This is a genomic window from Zavarzinella formosa DSM 19928 (genome assembly GCF_000255705.1).
Lineage (GTDB): Bacteria > Planctomycetota > Planctomycetia > Gemmatales > Gemmataceae > Zavarzinella > Zavarzinella formosa.
In genome coordinates, this window is sequence record NZ_JH636449.1 from 138,887 (window position 1) to 156,374 (window position 17,488).

The 17,488-nt window shown below is 61.6% G+C and carries 12 protein-coding genes; 2 read left to right on the forward strand and 10 right to left on the reverse strand.

The genetic code is table 11. The annotated features are described in order from the left end of the window. Nucleotides 1-7: 7 nt before the first annotated feature. From BGIM_RS0140830 to BGIM_RS0140860, 6 genes are all read right to left on the reverse strand, one after another. Complete coding sequence (locus tag BGIM_RS0140830; protein WP_020475377.1) at nucleotides 8-1,816, reverse strand: NirA family protein; 1,809 nt, start codon at nucleotides 1,814-1,816, stop codon at nucleotides 8-10. A 61-nt stretch (nucleotides 1,817-1,877) separates the two neighbouring features. Further along, on the reverse strand, nucleotides 1,878-3,188 hold the full coding sequence (locus tag BGIM_RS0140835) for an MFS transporter (protein WP_020475378.1): 1,311 nt from the start codon (nucleotides 3,186-3,188) through the stop codon (nucleotides 1,878-1,880). Between the two features lie 5 nt (nucleotides 3,189-3,193). Beyond that, nucleotides 3,194-4,633: an FAD-dependent oxidoreductase gene (locus BGIM_RS0140840; RefSeq protein ID WP_020475379.1), complete on the reverse strand. Its 1,440-nt coding sequence runs from the start codon at nucleotides 4,631-4,633 to the stop codon at nucleotides 3,194-3,196. Further along, a complete protein-coding gene (locus BGIM_RS0140845) occupies nucleotides 4,630-6,741 on the reverse strand; it encodes a molybdopterin oxidoreductase family protein (RefSeq protein ID WP_020475380.1) in 2,112 nt (703 codons plus the stop codon). The genes BGIM_RS0140840 and BGIM_RS0140845 overlap by 4 nt, the downstream gene beginning before the upstream one ends. Before the next feature lie 742 nt (nucleotides 6,742-7,483). Beyond that, a complete protein-coding gene (gene otsB / locus BGIM_RS0140855; protein ID WP_020475381.1) occupies nucleotides 7,484-8,734 on the reverse strand; it encodes a trehalose-phosphatase in 1,251 nt (416 codons plus the stop codon). Continuing rightward, nucleotides 8,734-10,320, reverse strand: a complete 1,587-nt coding sequence (locus tag BGIM_RS0140860) for an alpha,alpha-trehalose-phosphate synthase (UDP-forming) (RefSeq protein ID WP_020475382.1) — start codon at nucleotides 10,318-10,320, stop codon at nucleotides 8,734-8,736. Before BGIM_RS0140860 ends, otsB begins: the two co-directional genes overlap by 1 nt. 447 nt (nucleotides 10,321-10,767) lie before the next feature. Between BGIM_RS0140860 and BGIM_RS0140870 the strand changes: the two genes are divergently transcribed. Continuing rightward, nucleotides 10,768-12,294, forward strand: coding sequence for a sensor histidine kinase (locus BGIM_RS0140870; RefSeq protein WP_020475384.1), 1,527 nt, complete (start codon nucleotides 10,768-10,770; stop codon nucleotides 12,292-12,294). Beyond that, nucleotides 12,272-13,672, forward strand: a complete 1,401-nt coding sequence (locus tag BGIM_RS0140875; RefSeq protein ID WP_020475385.1) for a sigma-54-dependent transcriptional regulator — start codon at nucleotides 12,272-12,274, stop codon at nucleotides 13,670-13,672. The genes BGIM_RS0140870 and BGIM_RS0140875 overlap by 23 nt, the downstream gene beginning before the upstream one ends. An 11-nt stretch (nucleotides 13,673-13,683) precedes the next feature. Here BGIM_RS0140875 and BGIM_RS0140880 read toward each other — a convergent pair whose 3' ends face one another. The 4 genes from BGIM_RS0140880 to BGIM_RS0140895 all read right to left on the reverse strand — a co-directional run bounded on the left by BGIM_RS0140880 (nucleotide 13,684) and on the right by BGIM_RS0140895 (nucleotide 17,414). Continuing rightward, a complete protein-coding gene (locus tag BGIM_RS0140880) occupies nucleotides 13,684-14,724 on the reverse strand; it encodes a S49 family peptidase (RefSeq protein ID WP_157369809.1) in 1,041 nt (346 codons plus the stop codon). A 99-nt stretch (nucleotides 14,725-14,823) separates the two neighbouring features. After that, on the reverse strand, nucleotides 14,824-16,104 hold the full coding sequence (locus BGIM_RS0140885) for a PQQ-binding-like beta-propeller repeat protein (protein WP_020475387.1): 1,281 nt from the start codon (nucleotides 16,102-16,104) through the stop codon (nucleotides 14,824-14,826). Nucleotides 16,105-16,383: 279 nt separating this feature from the next. Then, entirely contained in the window at nucleotides 16,384-16,983 is a 600-nt protein-coding gene (locus BGIM_RS59200) for a hypothetical protein (protein ID WP_020475388.1), read from the reverse strand. Continuing rightward, on the reverse strand, nucleotides 16,983-17,414 hold the full coding sequence (locus tag BGIM_RS0140895) for a hypothetical protein (protein ID WP_020475389.1): 432 nt from the start codon (nucleotides 17,412-17,414) through the stop codon (nucleotides 16,983-16,985). Before BGIM_RS0140895 ends, BGIM_RS59200 begins: the two co-directional genes overlap by 1 nt. Nucleotides 17,415-17,488: the final 74 nt, after the last annotated feature.

The following is a 17,488-nucleotide window of genomic DNA, read 5'->3' on the forward strand; positions in this document are numbered from 1 at the left end:
AGACCCTTTATGCCGTGACGAGCTGGCTCTGTTCAAACACCAATTTCAACTGCTCGGCGGACTGACGGCGGACAAACTCGTTGAACGTTTCCGCAGAACCGAGGCGCCGGGCCATGTATCCCCGCAACATGCCCTCGATGACAAACGGGAGTTCGTCGGCGAGGACACTCCGGTACAACTCCCGGCCGATGTGTTGATCGTCGCCGTAGCCGCCGCCGACATAGACGTGGTACCCTTCGACCATGTCGTCGCCGACGGCCACCTTGGCGCCCAACATGCCAATGTCACCGAGGTAATGTTGGGCGCACGAGTTCGGGCAGCCGGTCAAGTGGATGTTGACCGGTTGGTCCAGTTCGACACATCCGTCCAAATGGTCGGCGACGGCCAGCGCGTGTCGTTTGGTGTTCGACGCGGCGAATTTGCAGCCGGCATTGCCGGTGCAGGCCACCAGTCCCCCCCTCGCGCCGGTGGCTTTCCAATGCAGCCCCAGTTCTTCGATGCCTTGTTGCAGGGCCGTGATGTCTTCGCCCTTCACATCCGAGATGAGCAAGTTTTGCCAGACTGTCATGCGAATCGTGCCGCTGCCGAACTTGTCGGCCAGATCGGCCAGCCCGCGCATCTGTTCGACGTTCATTCGCCCGACCGGAAGCAGCACGCCGACATAAAAGAGGCCCGGCTGTTTTTGCGGATGCACGCCCAAATGGCCGTGTTTGTCCACCGCCGGCCGGGCCTCGCACTCGGCGAGCGGGAAACGAACGAACTTGAACGGCAGGTGTTTTTCCGTCTCGGTGACGTATTTTTCATGCCCCCAGCGATCAAGAACATACTTGAGCCGGGCCTTCTTGCGGTCTGTTCGATCACCGTTCTCGTTGAACACCCGGACGATGGCGGCCGCCACCGGGACACATTGATCCGGGGTGAGCAACACCCCTTCGTCCTTGGCAAAATCCTTGTGCCCGCTGATACCCCCCAGTTGCAGCCGGAAGTAAACCCCGGCCGGGACCGATTTGCCTTCGGCCACCCGGACGGCGGTGAAACCGATGTCGTTGGTGTCCTCCAGGGCGCTGACCGCCCCGCCGCCGTCGAAGGCGATGTTGAACTTTCGGGGCAATCCGTACATCTCGCGATGGTGCAAAATGTGGTAGTGCATCGCGCGGGCATACGGCCGAGTGTCGATCAGTTCATGCGGATCAATCCCGGCCGTCGGGCTGCCGGTCACGTTGCGAATATTGTCCGCCCCCGAGCCGCGAGCTTGGATGCCGAGGTCTTGCAGGGAAGTAATCACCTCTTCGCCCCGATTGGCGGGGATCTCGCGGATTTGCAGGTTGGATCGCGTGGTGGCGTCGGCATATCCGCCGCCACATTCTTCGGCGATTTTCGCGATGCCGCGAAACTGGTGGGTCGTCAGGAGGCCGCCGGGCATGCGCAGCCGACACATATAAGAGTCTTGGGCCGGGGCGACGAAAAACAGCCCGTGGTATTTGAACGAAAGAACATCATCCCCTTTGGGAAACTTGTCCTCGGCCGAGTGCCGCACCACGTCGTCCCACATATCCAGCGGGTGACGCTTGCGCTTGGCCTCCTCCTGCGGATTGAGTTTCTTCCCCTCGGCGATGGTCCGGTTTTGGGCGAGAAAGTGAACCGCATCCGGACCGGCGGGCACAGCTTCGGCCGGGGCGGGTTTGCCGTTGGCATCGGCTAGTCCCAGCGTGGCGGCAAACGTGGGGAGACCGCGGGCCGCCCGCGTGAGTTCGGCCCCGCTGACGAACCCCTGCAAGTACTGCTTTTGTTCGTCGTTAAACTCGTCTCCGCTCATGATGTCCCCCGTCGTTTGGTCACCGTGAAATCCCGTCTCTTGAAACCTGCCCGGAATCCCTTCAACTCGCCATCTCAGCCACCGGTTCGGCGACCGGCGACACGGGGGCGGCGGCCATTCTCCAACTCACGAACAGCCAGCCGGCGCTGATGGCCGTCAGCCCGGTGAGAACCGCGAACGTGGTCTGCGGGGTTCCGGTCCACTGGTTCAGATAAGCCCATGTCGGCGGCAGCACGAACCCGCCCAGCGCCCCGAGCATTCCGACCAATCCGCCGACCGCCCCCACATCGCGGGGAAAGTGTTCGGGGATCAGTTTGAAGGTGGCCGCTTTGCCAATGCCCATGCCGCAACCGAGGGTGAAAACCAACAAGGTGAACATCCACACACCCAGGCCAAACGGGAATGACAGCATCACGCCCGAGACGAGCATGGTGGCGAACACCCCGCACAGCACGAGGCCCGCCCCCCATTTGTCAGACATCCAGCCCCCCAGCGGCCGGAGGAGGCTGGCCGGGAAGATGAACAGCGTGGTCAGCAAACTGGCCGCCCGCAGCACCGACGTCGCCCCCTCGGCGCCCTCGGCCAAACCAAAAGCCTCCCGCAGTTCATTGCCGTACACGGCGACATAAAACTTCGGCAACGTCAGCGACAGGGCCACATACGCCCCAAACACGACCACATATTGCAGGCTGTATTCCCAGACGCGGGCAAACTTCAGCGGGGCCATGATCGACCGATAGGTCCGGCCTTTCGCGGGAGTGTGGTCCGGCTTGGGCGACAGGAACCAGACCGCCATCGCCATGCTGACGAGCAGGACCGAGTAAAGGGCCGGATAGAACCGCCAGCCGCCGGGAAGCAACCCGCCGAACAACCCGGTCGCCGGGATGGCCGCCAGCAACATCGCCCCGAACAAGCCGAAGATCAGCTTGGTGACCGAGGCCCCGACATTCCCGGCCCCGAACACCCCGAGGGCCAGGCCTTGTTGTTGCTTGGGGAACCACGCGGCATTCCAGGCGATGCCGACGGTGAACGAATTGCCCGACATTCCGAAAAACAGGGCGAGGACGATCAACTCTTCGTAGCTCGTCGCCCGGCTGACCAAAAACGTCGGCACGGCGGCAATCAGGAGAAGCAGCGTCATCATCCGTCGGCCGCCGTACACATCTGCCAGGACACCAAAGAGCAACCGGGGCAAAGATCCCGCCAGAATCGCGGCGGCGCCGAGCCAGCCAAGCTGCACGTCGGTCAGCCCGAGTTCCCGCTGGATCGGAACGCCAAGCACGCCGAACATCAGCCAGACCGCGAACATCAGGGTGAACGCGACCGTGGACAGGATCAGAATTCGTGATCGCTTCGAGGCTTCGGATTTCATCAGTCTCAGCCTTTCGCACGCCCGGCCGTCACCGGGGCGTTCTTGAGGATCAGATCCGCCAGTTGACCGCGACAGGAGCCGCAGCCGGTGCCAGCCTTCGTCTTGTTCGACAGTCGGGCCAGGGTGTCGCAACCGCCCCGGATTTCGGCGACCAAGGTTGATGTGGACACATGATGGCAGTTACACACTTCGGGGTCGTTGCCCGCCGATGAGCCGGGGATCGCCTCCCCGGAGGCCAGCAAGTCAAGCCGGTTCTCCGGCAACGGGCTTCGGTTGTCGAACACCCGCACGAGACCGGCGGCCGCCGACGAATCGCCGACCAGCACCGCCCCGGCGAGCCGGTCGCCCCGGATGATGAGCTTCCGGTACACGCTCCGTTTTTCTTCGACGACTTGAACAACCTCGTCGTCGGGCGAGCCAGCTTCGACGGCCCCCATGCTGGCGACCTCGACCCCGGCCACTTTCAACTTCGTGTAGACCTTGGAGCCGCGATAGCGGGCGGCGGGATTGGCCCCGGTCAGGGTGTCGGCCAGCACGGCACATTGCTCGTAAATCGGCTGCACGGTTCCATAAACCGTCCCGGCATGTTCGGCGCACTCGCCGACGGCATACAGGCCCGGCAATTGCGTCTCCAGCCGGTCATCCGCCAGAATGCCGGCGTTGGTCGGCACATCCGAATCTTTGGCCAGATCGACGCGGGGCTTGATGCCGCTGGCGAACACGACCATGTCCGCCGGGAGGCGTTCCCCGGCGCCAAATTGCAACCCCTCCACCCGGTCCGATCCGAGAACGGCCTTGGTGTTCACCGACGTGCGGACCGTGATGCCCAGTCGTTCAATCGCCCGCCGGAGGAACTGGCCGCCCGTTTGGTCAACCTGCCGGTTCATCAGCGTCTCGAAGAGATGGGCGACCGTCACCTCCAAGCCGAGGTCGACAAGCCCCTTCGCAGCCTCCAGCCCGAGCAGGCCGCCGCCAACCACGACCGCCCGTTGGCCCGGTCTGGCCCAAACCCGCATCCGCTCCACGTCGGCCGCCGTGCGATAGGCAAACACGCCCCCCTTGGGCCGACCATCCTCCCGAAAGTAGCCCTCCACCGTCGGCACCCGTGACACGCTTCCCGTGGCGAACACGGCGGCATGGAAGAAATGCTCCGACCCGTCGTCCGTCCATAACCGGCGGGCGGCATGAGACAACCGGCTGACAACGCGGCCCGGATAAAACCGGACGCCCTGTTCGGCGTACCAAGCCGCCGGTTTCAGGGTGATGTCGTCAATCGCTCCCCCTTCGAGAATGCGATTCAGAAGGATGCGGTTGTAAGCCCCGTGCGGTTCCTCGCCGAAGACCGTCACCTCGAACATTTGCAGGCCCCCCCGGCGCGACAGTTCGTCGAGCAGCCGGGATGTGGCCATGCCATTGCCGATGATCGCGAGTTTTCGCCGGGTCACGCGGAAACCTCCCCGGCGGGGCGAACCTCGCTGATTCGCACCGCCGCCACCTTGTATTCGGGCATTCGACTGGTCGGATCGAGGGACGGGTTGGTGAGCAGATTGGCCGCTCCCGAACCGCCCCAATGGAACGGCACGAACACGGTGTCCGGCCGGATGTCGGTGGTCACCTCGGCGGCGAACTCGGCCCTCCCCCGGCGGCTTTCAAGGACCAACACGCTTCCCGCCGTCGCCCCGAACCGGGAGGCCAGCCGGGGGTGAATCTGGGCCAGCGGCCGGGGCTTGGCGGCCGTCAGTTCGCCAACCAACCGGGTTTGGGCGCCGGAGTTGTAATGCTCCTTGTAACGGCCGGTGGTGTAGTACAGCGGGTATTCGCCATCCGGTTCCTCGCCGGCCGGCCGGTGTTCGACCGCGTGGAATTTCGCCCGGCCGTCGGGGTGGGCGAACCGCTCGGCAAACAATCGCGGCGTGCCGGGATGATCCTCGGCCGGGCACGGCCAAAACACGCCATCTTCGGTGTCAATTCGCTCATAGGTGATGCCGGCATAGTCGGCGGTTCCCCCGGCGGTCGCCCGGCGAAACTCCTCGAACACGTCGCGAGGCGAATCAAAAGCGAACTTGTCCCCGCAGCCAAGCCGTTCGGCCAATCCGCGAAGAATGTCGATGTCCCCGCGAACCCCTTCCGGCGCGGGCGCGGCGATCCGGCGCCGGATGACCCGGCCCTCCAGGTTCGTCAGGGTGCCTTCTTCCTCGGCCCACTGATAAACCGGAAGCACGACATGGGCGTGTTCGCTCGTCTCGTTGGGGAAGGCATCGCAAACCACGAGCATTTCAAGAGATTTGAGCCGATCAATGATCCGGCCGGAATGCGGCGACGCGACGGCGACGTTCGACCCCATCACCAACAAACCGCGAATGCCGCCGACCGGCCCGAGTGAATCGAGCAGTTCATAAGCGCTCTTGCCTTTGCGGGGCAGCGTCTTCGGGTCCACCCCCCAAACCTTGGCGATGATCTCCCGGTGGGCGTCCACTTCGATCAGCCGATAACCGGGAAGCTGGTCCGCCTTTTGGCCGTGTTCGCGGCCCCCCTGGCCGTTTCCCTGCCCGGTCAATGTCCCGAATCCGCTGGCGGGCCGGCCGATTTTGCCGAGGGCCAGCATGAGGTTGACGAAGCCCAAAACGGAATCGACCCCCTTGCTCTGTTGTTCCGGACCGCGACCGGTGAGGATCATCGCCGATGTCGCCCCGGCCAGCCACCGGACCGTTTGCCGGAGGGCCGACTCGCGGACCCCGGTGAGGCGTTCCACATAAGCGGGCTCATAAGCCAGCACGGCCCGGCGCATGGCCTCGAACCCGTTGGTGCGGGCCTCGATGTAAGCCGGGTCGATCAGCTTTTCCTCGATGGCGATGAACATCAGCCCGTTCGCCAGCGCCAGATCGGTTCCGGGGGTGACCGGCAAATGCAAGTCGGCCCTCCGGGCGGTTGATGTGCGGCGGGGATCGGCGACAATCAACCGGCCGCCGGCCGCTTTTTGCCGGTCGAACCATTGCATGATCGGGGGAAGCGTGTCGGCGGAGTTGGCCCCGACGAGCAGAATCACCTCGGCCTTTTCGATGTCGGAAACCGGGAAGGGAAGGCCGCGATCAATGCCAAACGCCTTGTTCCCGGCGGCGGCCGCGCTGGACATGCAAAACCGGCCGTTGTAATCGATGTTCGGCGTGCCGACGGCCACTCGGGCGAATTTTCCCAGCAAGTAGGCTTTCTCGTTGGTCAGCACCCCGGAGCCAAAGAGGCCCATGGCCTCCACCCCGTGGCGCTGGCGAAGCGTCTGAATCCCGGCGGCGACAAAGTCCAACGCCTCATCCCAACCAACGGGGGCGAGACGGCCCGATTTCGTTCGGAGCAACGGTTTGGTGAGACGTTCGGGGTGGGTGAGCAAATTGGCGGAGGTCCAGCCTTTGATGCACAACTGCCCGTTGTTCACGGGGAAGTCCGCGTCACCGGTCGCCACCCAACCCACGGTCGTCGAACTCTCGGACACCTCAATGCCACATTGAAACGCGCAATAGGGGCAATGAGTCTTGGTCGGACTGGCGACAGACTCCATTCCAAGTGTTGTCAAAGAGAGTGGAAATCCCGATTGTTGCACAGGTAATTTCTCTCCAGGCGTGCCGGATTTTTAAGCACGAGACGTGCCAGAACGGGATATGGAAGCATTCAGAGTGGAATCAACGTGAATAACGAAAGAAATGACAGAAGAAAATCATTTGACGGCAGTTGAAGAAACTTGCCCTGATGCCTGACACTCAGGCATTCGATGCAATCAAACCAGACAAAACTTGCTTGTCCGACCCTTCGAGTTCACTTCCCTTCATTCCCAATGATTGTCCTGCCTCTCCGGACCAAGACGGGGGGAGAGCCTGCTCAATCGGCTGCGGGCCGGCAAATTCCCGTATTGATTATCCGGATGGACGGTCAGCATCACCGCCACGGACATTTCGCGGGAGATGGTGCGGCGGCGCAAGGAGGGGCGATATTCGCAGATTGGATGATTCGTATCAGCGGATGGAATCACTGAAGTCCGATTTCACCGGATGGCGGGGAAGTGAGGCGGGGCACTCCGAACAACCCCTTTCCTCAAGAAGGAAGAGGGAATCAAACTGGCCGCAGAAGACCGGAAGCCATTCGAGAGACGCCAGGCCCCAACGACGAAGCCATCACCCTGGCCTTTGAATGCGATGCCGACCTGCTCACGTTGTGGTTGGTCTTGCCCAGAGGCGAGTGGCACCAATGCAAATGCCATCCAAGTCCAATGACCTTCCCACGGGAAGCGGAAAACATCATTGGCATCAAGGGCGGGATTGTTGAGTCGCCGACACATTTCGTTCGGCGATCATGCGGCGAAGCTCACGGTCGAGAGTATCCGGGGCAAAGGGCTTGGTGAACAGCGGGGTGTCGCTCAGTCGGCGAATCGCGGCGGCGGCATAGGGCGTCACATCAGCGGACATGCCGCAACGAATCAGACCGGGATGGAGGAAGCCAAGTTCCGCAAGCGTCTTCGCTCCCCGGAAACCGGGAAGCTGCAAATCCACCAACGCCACCTGGATTTCTTCCTCGTGCTTGCGGACGGACGACACGGCCTCGTCCGGGTCTCCCGTGTCGCGAACCCGCCACCCCTTCTCCCCCAACTGGGCCGAAAGCCTTCTTCGGGAATTGGGGTCCGCATCCACGATCAGGATTCCCGGCTCGCCCGGCCGGGGCATGACAACAGGAATCGAACTCTGGTTTTGCAACGGGACCCGCCGGGATTCGTCCAACAATTCGGCGATCAAGTCTTCCAAATCAACGGCCAATTCGTGTGGACCGTGAACACGCACGCAAGCCTCGGTCGGGGCATCCTCGCCGATTCCCACGGACAGACCGCCACGATCATTCACCACTTCCATCGCCTCGGCGTCGTTGGCCGCATCGCCAATGAAGACCGGGTAGGTGCCGGGGGGTAGCCGGTCGAGGATCATTTCCACGGCCGTCCCCTTGTCCCACCCTCCTGCCGGGGTGATTTCGATGGCTTCGGACACCACCCGTTGGCGAACCCACGGCAATTCGGCCGTCAGCCGGGCAATCTCCAGCCGGAAGGTGACCGCCATCAGGGGAAGCAGACCCCGATAGTGCAATGACATGCCGACGGGCTTCCGTTCGGCCCAAGTGCCGGGATAACGCGCGAGAATGGTGACCAGATGATCGTGCAGCAAATCCAGCACATGGGAAAACTCGTCCGCGCGGGGATCTTGCGCCCGAATTCCATCCAGATCAAGCTCGGCCCCGCCGGACCCGGCATACCAGATCTCATTGAGCCCGATCAGGTTGCGCAGTTCCTCCAAGGCCCGGCCGCTGACCATTGCCAGCCGAAGGCCGGGAATCGCCGCGAGACGGGCCAGCCGTTCGCGGTCCTCCGGGAGAAGGCGGGCAAGGCTCGGGTGCCGGACGATGGGCGTCAGCGTGCCATCGTAATCAAACAACAACACCACCGGACGGCCGGAGCGGCGGACGGCGGCGACTGTTCCGGCCCAGCCCCGGCCGAGAAGACACACATCCGCCATCAGGAGGCTCCCATCAACTGGAGCAGGCTCATGGCGGTCGCGCTGGCGATCATTCCGCTCATCTCGTTGAAACTCGACATTTCCTCCAGTTCCGGCTCGGATTCCGGATCTGGTTCGTCCACGAGTTTGGCCACGTCGGACAACAGCATCCCGGCCCAACGATAGATGTTGTTATCCTCCACTTGCTTCCGCATTTTTCTCATTCGCCGGCGTTGTTCCTCGGCGGGCATGGTCAGCGCGGAGAGCATGCCATCAGCCAGTTCGTTCACGTCAAACGGATTGACGAGGACGGCGTCCGTCAGTTCGCGGGACGCTCCGGTGAATTGAGAAAGCACCAGCACCCCGGCTTCGTCCGAACGCGAGGCCACGAACTCCTTGGCCACCAAGTTCATGCCGTCATGCAGACAACTCACAACGCATCCCGCCGCCATCCGGTATAGGAGAGTGACTTGTTCCGGGCCATGATGTTCGTTGAGGAAGACAATCGGCTTCCAGTCCGGCGTCCCGTGTTCTTGGTTGATGGTGTCCGTCAACTCGGCGATGCGCGTGTTCAGATCGCGGTACTCGGACAGGTCGGTGCGGCTCGGCGCCCCGACTTGGACAAAGTGAAACCGCCCCTTCCATTCCGGATGCCGGACCAGCAGGCGGTTGACCGCCGCCAGCCGTTCCGGAATGCCTTTCGTGTAGTCCACCCGGTCCACGCCGACCAGCACCGGTCGGTCTCCGAGGCCGTGCCGCTCCCGGAGGGCAGTCGCCCGCTGTTCCCAGTCGTCGCCGAGATAAGTCGTCGACAACTCCGGATCCACGCTGATCGGATGGGGGCGAACCTGACAGTGTCGGCCGCCACTGGTGACGCCGAAATGCTCTCGGTCAAGCCGGCACTCCAACGTTCTATCAACTGTCTCCAAGAAATTGTTGCAATGATGCTGGGTATGGAAAGAGAGCAAATCATTGCCCAACATGCCGCGAAGGATTTCCGAGGCCCACGGGCACACCCGGAAAGTCTCCGGGTTGGGCCACGGGATGTGCCAAAATTGCGCCACCACCAAATCCGGCCGCGCCGCCTTCAACAAACTCGGCAGCAGGGCGAAGTGGTAATCCTGCACAAACACCACCGCCGGGCCGGATCCGGCTTCCTCCAAGACGACCGAGGCGAATTGCTCGTTCACTCGCTGGTAGGCTTCCCAATGCTCCGGGGAAAACGACGGCCGACAATACACCTGATGACACAAGGGCCACAGGCTGCCGTTGGAGAAGCCATAGTAATAGCCGGCCTCGTCCTCCGGAGTCAACCAAACCCGCCGCAGCAAATAACTTGGGTCGCCGGGCGGCACGCCGATCTGGCCGTATTGGTCGGCCGTTTGCCGGTCGGCGTTTCCGGAGCCGTGGGCCACCCAAACGCCGCCGCAGGCCTGCATCACCGGATCAAGGGCGGTGGTCAGCCCCCCCGCCGGGCGAATGCATTCCACCCCCCCGCCGGGCGTTTTGCGGTGAATGTACGGCTCTCGATTGGAGACCACAATCAGTTTGGCAGCGCCCAGTCGTGTCCGGGCGATCGACTCCAGCCGCTCTTTGGTCCAAGCCATGTGTGAACTCTTTCCCGTGTGTCGGAAACATCGGATCGCCCCTGCGCGTCGATTCCGAAGGGCAATTCCATTCGCAAGATTTGCATATCCATGCCAGAGGCATCACGTTTGTTGATTAAGCAACTGGAATGCCATTTGCTTCCTCGATCAGCGGGCCGGGACATGATCCTCGCACGCCCCCGCCGGACCAACCCGCCCCCCCTTTTCCCGGTGAACATGCAAGAACCGCTCATGCAATCACTTGCGAAAAACAACGCCTCCAGAAAATTCCGGCATCTTGTTGGCTCGAGAAATCAGGCAAAAAACGCCGCCATCCGGGGAAGGCGCATTTCAATCGAGGAAGTGTAAAATGGCGGCGTTGGGGAAACTCTTCTGTCGGCAATCGGCGGTTCAAGTGTCCAGATTTCGCACGGCTGTTCAGATAATGGACAGTGAAAGGTCGGGCCGATGAATTCCCGGCTGATCGCCAAACTCACCGCTCCGTTGGCCGCGTTGAGCGTCTTGTTGTTGGTGTTTGCCTTCGGGGCGGCGTGGTACGTTCGCAATCTGCAATCGTCGATGTCCAATCTGTTGTCGATCAACGTGGCGAGCGTTCGCGCGGCCCAAGATTTGGAAATCAGCATCCGCGAGTCGCGCACCCAATTCGACCGCTATCTGATCACCGGCGATAAAAAACATCTGGAACCCATCGCCCGGTTGCGCGAAAGGGTCCGGGACGCCCTTGGGGACGCCAGCGACCTGGCGACCACGTTGCCGGAACAGGCGCTCATCAAACGGATTCGCGCCGGACTGGATCACTTCTTTGCCGAGTACGAACAACTGTTGAACAAACCGCCGCCGGAAGGGTTTTATCCCAAGCTCATCGAACTGAGCGACACCGTGCTGTCGCGTGAAATCCTTGAGCCCGCCCACGAATATCTTCGCCTCAACGAAGGAGTGCTGGCCCGCACCAGCACGGAGAACCAAGAACTGGCCAACCGCATCACCGTGGCGATGATCGGGCTTGGCGTGTGCGGGGCGTTTGGCGGCGTGCTGGCTGGTTGGGTGATGGCGGTGACGCTGCGGCGATCCATGCAGCGCACCGAAGATCATCTGAGGGACACCGCACGGCAGTTATCGCTCGCGGCCCACGGCGAAGAGTTCCCGACGACGACGGGCGTTCCCGGCGATGCGTTTCGTCAAGTGTCCGAATCCGTGTCGGCCGTTCTTCAACGGTTGCGGCGCACGGAGCGGGAGGCCCTGCGGGCCGAGCAACTGGCGTGGGTCGGCCAGATGGCGGCGGGCATCGCCCACGAAATTCGCAACCCGCTCATGTCGATCAAGTTGCTGGTGCAGGCCGCCGCCGACCGGCGTGGGGGACCGGCGCTGCGGCCGCGCGACTTCGAGGTGTTGGAGGACGAGATCGTACGGCTGGAACAGATCGTCGCTGATTTTTTGGACTTCGCCCGTCCGCCGCGACTGGACAAACGCCCGGTCGATCCGTCTGCCCTGCTTCAACAGACTCTGGACGCCCTGCGCGGCCGGGCCGAATTGCAGGCCGTTCGGTTTCGACTGGACTCGAATCATTCGGGGTATTCGCTGGACGCAGACCCGAACCAGCTTCGCCAGGTGGTTTACAATCTGGCGATCAATGCGATGGATGCGATGCCCGCCGGAGGCGAAGTGATCGTCACCTGTGAACAAGAGGCTGACGGCGGGGTGTTGATCGCCGTGGGAGACTCCGGCCCCGGATTACCACCGGAACTCGGCGAACGGATTTTCGAGCCGTTCGTCAGCACCAAAGAATCGGGATTGGGGTTGGGATTGTCCATCTGCCGTCGCATCATTGAAAGTCACGGCGGCCGGCTTCTGGCCGAAAACCGGCCGGGGGGCGGGGCGGTCTTTACCATCCGGCTGCCGGCACCGACCGCGTCGCTGGCCGTCCGGGCGGATCGTAACGGGGAGGGATCGCATGGCGAAATTGCTCATCATTGACGACGAGCCGAATGTACTTTACTCGCTACAGGCCGGGCTGGAATCCGAGGAATTGTCGGTGGTGACGGCCCGCACAGGCAAACAGGGCTTGGCCTTGTTGAAGACCCAATCGCCGGATGTGGTGATTGTTGATGTTCAATTGCCGGATCAGTCGGGGCTGGAACTGCTGGCCGAGATCAAACGCCACGATCAAAAAATGCCGGTGATCGTCGTGACGGCGTTTGCCGCCACAGAAACGGCCATCGAGGCGATGAAACGGGGGGCGTTCGAGTATCTGCTGAAACCGGTGGATCTCTATCAGATCCGAGACGTGGTGGACCGGGCGGCGGAGTTGCGGCGCATCCAAAGCGTTCCGGCTGTGTTTGAGGGGGCCGCCGAGGACACCGGCGGCGACCGCATCGTCGGCCAGTGCCCGGCGATGCAAGAGGTTTACAAAGCCATCGGCCGGATCGCCCCGCAGGATGTGACGGTTCTGATTCTCGGCGAAAGCGGCACGGGCAAGGAACTCATTGCCCGTGCCCTCTACCAGCACAGCCGCCGGGCCGACCGGGCGTTTCTGGCGATCAACTGCGCGGCCATCCCCGAGGCGCTTCTCGAAAGCGAACTGTTCGGGCATGAGAAAGGCGCCTTCACCGGCGCCGACCGGCAGCGGGTGGGCAAGTTTGAGCAAGTGAACGGCGGCACGTTATTCCTTGATGAAATTGGTGACATGACCCCCGCGACGCAAGCCAAGGTGCTGCGGCTGCTTCAAGAACAGCGCTTCGAGCGAGTCGGCGGCCGGGAGACGATTTCGGCCGACGTGCGCATTATCGCGGCCACGAACCAGAACCTTGAAAAGATGGCGGCCGAGGGCAAATTCCGGCAGGACCTGCTGTATCGGCTCAACGGGGTCACGGTTTTCCTGCCGCCGCTGCGGGAACGCGAGGCGGATATCCCGATGCTGGCCGAGCATTTCGTCCGGCTGACTTCCCGCAAGCTGGAAAAACCCGTTCGGGCGCTGGCCCCGGAGGCCTTGAGATTGCTGCGGTCGCATCCCTGGCCGGGCAACGTGCGCGAACTTCAAAACGTCATTCGATACGGCGTGATCCAGGCGCCCGGCGAGGCGCTGACGGCCGAATGCCTCCCCGCCGCCTTCCGGGGGGATCGCGTTCCCGTCATTCACGCCGATTCGGCGACCGGACCCGATGTCCGAACGCTCACGCGGCGATTGTTGGAGGCGGGCGAAGGGGACATCTACCGCAAGGTACTGGCCGAGGTGGACCGGGCGGTGCTGGAGGAAATCCTGCGGCACGTCGGCGGCAACCAAGTTCACGCCAGCGAACTGCTCGGCCTCTCCCGCACCACCCTGCGAAACAAACTGGGCCGCAACACGGGGTGAGGGCAATCCGACTATTTGCCCGCCAGCCGTTCCATGCTCGGATCGGGTTGCCACAGATACAAGAACGTCGGCAATTTGTTGCGGTCGCCGGACGGAACACTTACCCCCAAGAGGCCCACTTGCAGAGGAGTGTTGGGCGTCGTCGCGTAGGCAGTGCGGGCTTGGTCGTTGGTGCGATGCAGCATCACGACGCCGGTGCCGGGGCAGTTGCCCAAGCTCCGGGCGAGGTTCACGGCATCCGGGAGGTGGCCGACTTCATCGACCAAGCCGCGTTCCTTGGCCTGACCGGCGAGGAACACCCGGCCGTCAAAAAGAGTGGCTTCAGACTTCAATCCCGGCCGACTCGACTTGACCACTTTTTTGAACTGCGAGTGCAAATCATCGGCCATGCCGATCAGCATTTCCTTGTCGTCCTCGTTCAACACACCGAGGCGATAATCGAGGTCGATCTTGGGGGAGTCCTTCGCCTTGATCGAGAGGTTTTCCACCTTGGCAAGATTGAGCGTGCCTTGGAAGTTGTACAGGTTCAGGATGACGCCAATTCCACCCACCACCGTCGTCGGATGGGCCAGAATCTTGTCGCACGCCGTGGCGATGTAATATGCGCCGCCGCAGCCTTGATCCATCAGGCAAGCCACCACCGGCTTGCCGGTTTCACGCTTGAAGCGGGACAATTCCGACCACATGACTTCCGAGGCCGTCACCGATCCGCCCGGACTGTTGATTCGTAAAACCACCGCCGCAATAGAGGGCGAACGGGCGGCATCCAGCTTTTCCTTGAACACGTCAATCGGGTTGTCGCCCGTGGCATACGGTCCGGTATAGTTTGTGTTCAGCAAGATGCCTTCGACATCAATCACGGCCACCTTCGGCCCCTTCTCGACGCCGGCAAACCCCTCCAGAGGCATCTCGGTGACCGGGCTTTGATTGCTGTTGGGCGGCAGGTCCACCCCGACGCGAAGCGGCGGCACATCCAGCCCGACGCGAGCCTGAAACACCTGGCCGCAACCGGCTACGAACGGCATCAGCATGAGCAACTGAAAATATCGCACGACGGCTCCCGGCGGGTGGGATTCCTCTCCCTCCCGCAACCATCGGCCGTCACTTGCCGAAAGATCGATATTTTCCGCTTACGATCACGCAAGGTTCGCTCATTTTCCATTCCAGTGATAAACAACGATGCCTTTCAAGTCGCGCACAAATACCTCGTCACCGCAGACGGCCAAGTGTGCCCAAGTATCCGCGTCGCTGATCTTTCGCTGGTCGATCAAGTCGAACTTCTCGGGGGTCGCTCGCACCAGATAGAGCGTTCCCTTTTGATCCAACGCCAGAATACGATCCCCCCGGACCACCATGCTCCAGTATTCGCCGAACGACTGGTCGCTGGTCCACTTCGCCCGGCCCGTCTTGAGATCGAGGCAGGCGAAACGGCGGGTTTCCAAATGGGCGTAGAGATAATCGCCGACACGAACGGGAGTGGACATATAAGAGACTTGGGACACGTCCCACGTTCTTTTGGCGGCCACTTTGTCGCCGTCGATGCTCACATCAAAACGCATCGACCGGCCAGCGATCATGCTGATGAAGAGGGCCGATTCGCCGAGAATCACGGGCGTCAGAGTCGTCGTGTTGCGATAGGCGGGCGTCGCCTGTTTCCAGAGAATCTTGCCCGTTTCGGGATCGAGCAGGGCGAGGGTTTTGCGATTCAACGCCACCACCATCTTGCGCCCGGCCACGTTGGTGACCAGCACGGACGACGTGGCCCCGCCCTCTTCCTTGGGGCCGTCGGTCAGTGTGCGCCACTCCACTTTGCCGGTCTTGGCGTTGACGCGGACCACCCCCGTGGCGGCCAGCGTGTACACGGCATCGCCATCAATCTGGGGCGAGCTGACCATGCCAAACATGGGAAGCGCGGAGTTGAATTCCTTCACAAAATCGACCCGCCAGCGTTCCTTGCCATCGCTCGCATCAAGGCAAACCAACAGGTCGCGCATTCCGGCGACATAAACCGATTTACCATCCGAGGCCGGTGTCGCCCGAATCCATTCGCCGCGGGGTTTGCCGAGATCAATGACGCTCTGGCCCCCCTCCCAACGGGCGGTCCAAAGCTCCTTGCCCGTGGCCCGGTCCAGCGCCCGGACGACTTCAAACTTCTCATCCACCGTCTCGGTGACGATCACCCGGTCCGCCAGCACAACCGGCCCGGAATAGCCCGGCCCCAATTCAACCCGCCACGCTTGCTTGAGGCCATCCAGTTTGTCCGGAAACGCCGCCCCGCTGGACGCACAATCCCGGTTCGGCCCCCGCCACTGCGGCCAAGTCGCTGGTTCGGCCCCCCGCGAGACCGACCCGGATAATGCCAGTCCGATGAAGCCCCCCAGCAAAGCCCGGATGCCAAGCCTGAACGAGAAGCAAGGACAGATCAATGACATGAATCGGATCTCCGAGAGAGTGAGACGTCGCCCTTCCACGAAGGCCGACACCTAGCCATACCTCGTCGCCAACGAATTCATTCCAAGCCAATGTCAAACCGACTTAACTTGGTGCGTTGCCGCGGCTTTGAAGATTCTGGGCAGGCCATCCGTGATCGACTTCACCATCTCGCATTGTAGAGGCAACAGCAATTCGATTCTGATGACGTTCCCGCAAGGTTTGCCGCAGCAAGCGCCGGAAATGAAGTGGATGGCAGATTGGAAAAGTGCGAGCGTGGATCAGCCAATAGATGTGATGTCGGCAAGGCTGACTTCTCTTTTGTTCTGCGTCGAGAAGTCGATAAGCGTCACGCGAACCTCGCCGGATGATTGGACGTTTAATCCCACGGGAATGGCCGTCAAACTTGAGCCATCAGCGAGTTTCACCTGCGAAGCAGTTCCCGCGTCTCGATGGTTCATCAGATTGGCAACCGTCAAAAGAACCTCATCCGGCTTCATGCGATCCGACGGTGGGTAAAAATACGCTTCTTCAACGGCCAAACCAGCGATGGAGAGATTCAAGTAAACAATAGGCACTCGACCGGCGGCTCGATCACGGATAGTCACGGCCATTTGAGCGATCGGATTGGAACTGTTGACCAGTTTGATATCCGACAATCCAATGTCCGGCTTAAACCCCAACGTAACCGCGAATCGGGTCAGACTGTCGTACACACGGCGATAGGCTTCGCCAATCCGGCCCGGATCAGGCACATCCGTCCCGATGTACAAAAACCATGATCCTTCTTCTTTCGTTTTCGCCCAAAACGCCACCCTCACATTAAATCCGTCGCGGACAAGTTGCGTGAGGAAGCTACGGCCGATGTTTATCCGATCCATCACCAATATTTCTGTATCCACGGCAACACTCCGTCCGGGCTGTTCGTGATGGCTTCCAAAAGAGACCTGGCCTCGGCTTCAGTCTTCGCCTCGTATCGACTGGTTACTTTCCATTCCTTGACCACCGACCAATGGGCAATGAACTGATCACCCGATAGCGAGCTCGCCTTCAATCGGTCGTTGAATTCGTCCTCAAGCCCTGCCAGTTTCACTAGCCGAAACGGTTCATGCGTCATGCACTCTTCGGCACGCCACTTTTCCTCGAACACCCAACCTGTGTGAATCATACGGGCCAGAAGACTCGATTTTAAGGCGCACTCGATGGCATAACCGGCACAATAATAGGCAAATTCCCAACGGCCACCGGCCAACAGTGCGTGAGCGTCTTTGATCCGCTCATCGGTCAGTCGTCGCAAATCGGCTTGGTTCATGAAGCCGTTCCTTACGCCGTGATCTCTCGTTATCTTACCATCAGAAAAATAACGGTATGCTTTCGCACAAGGGT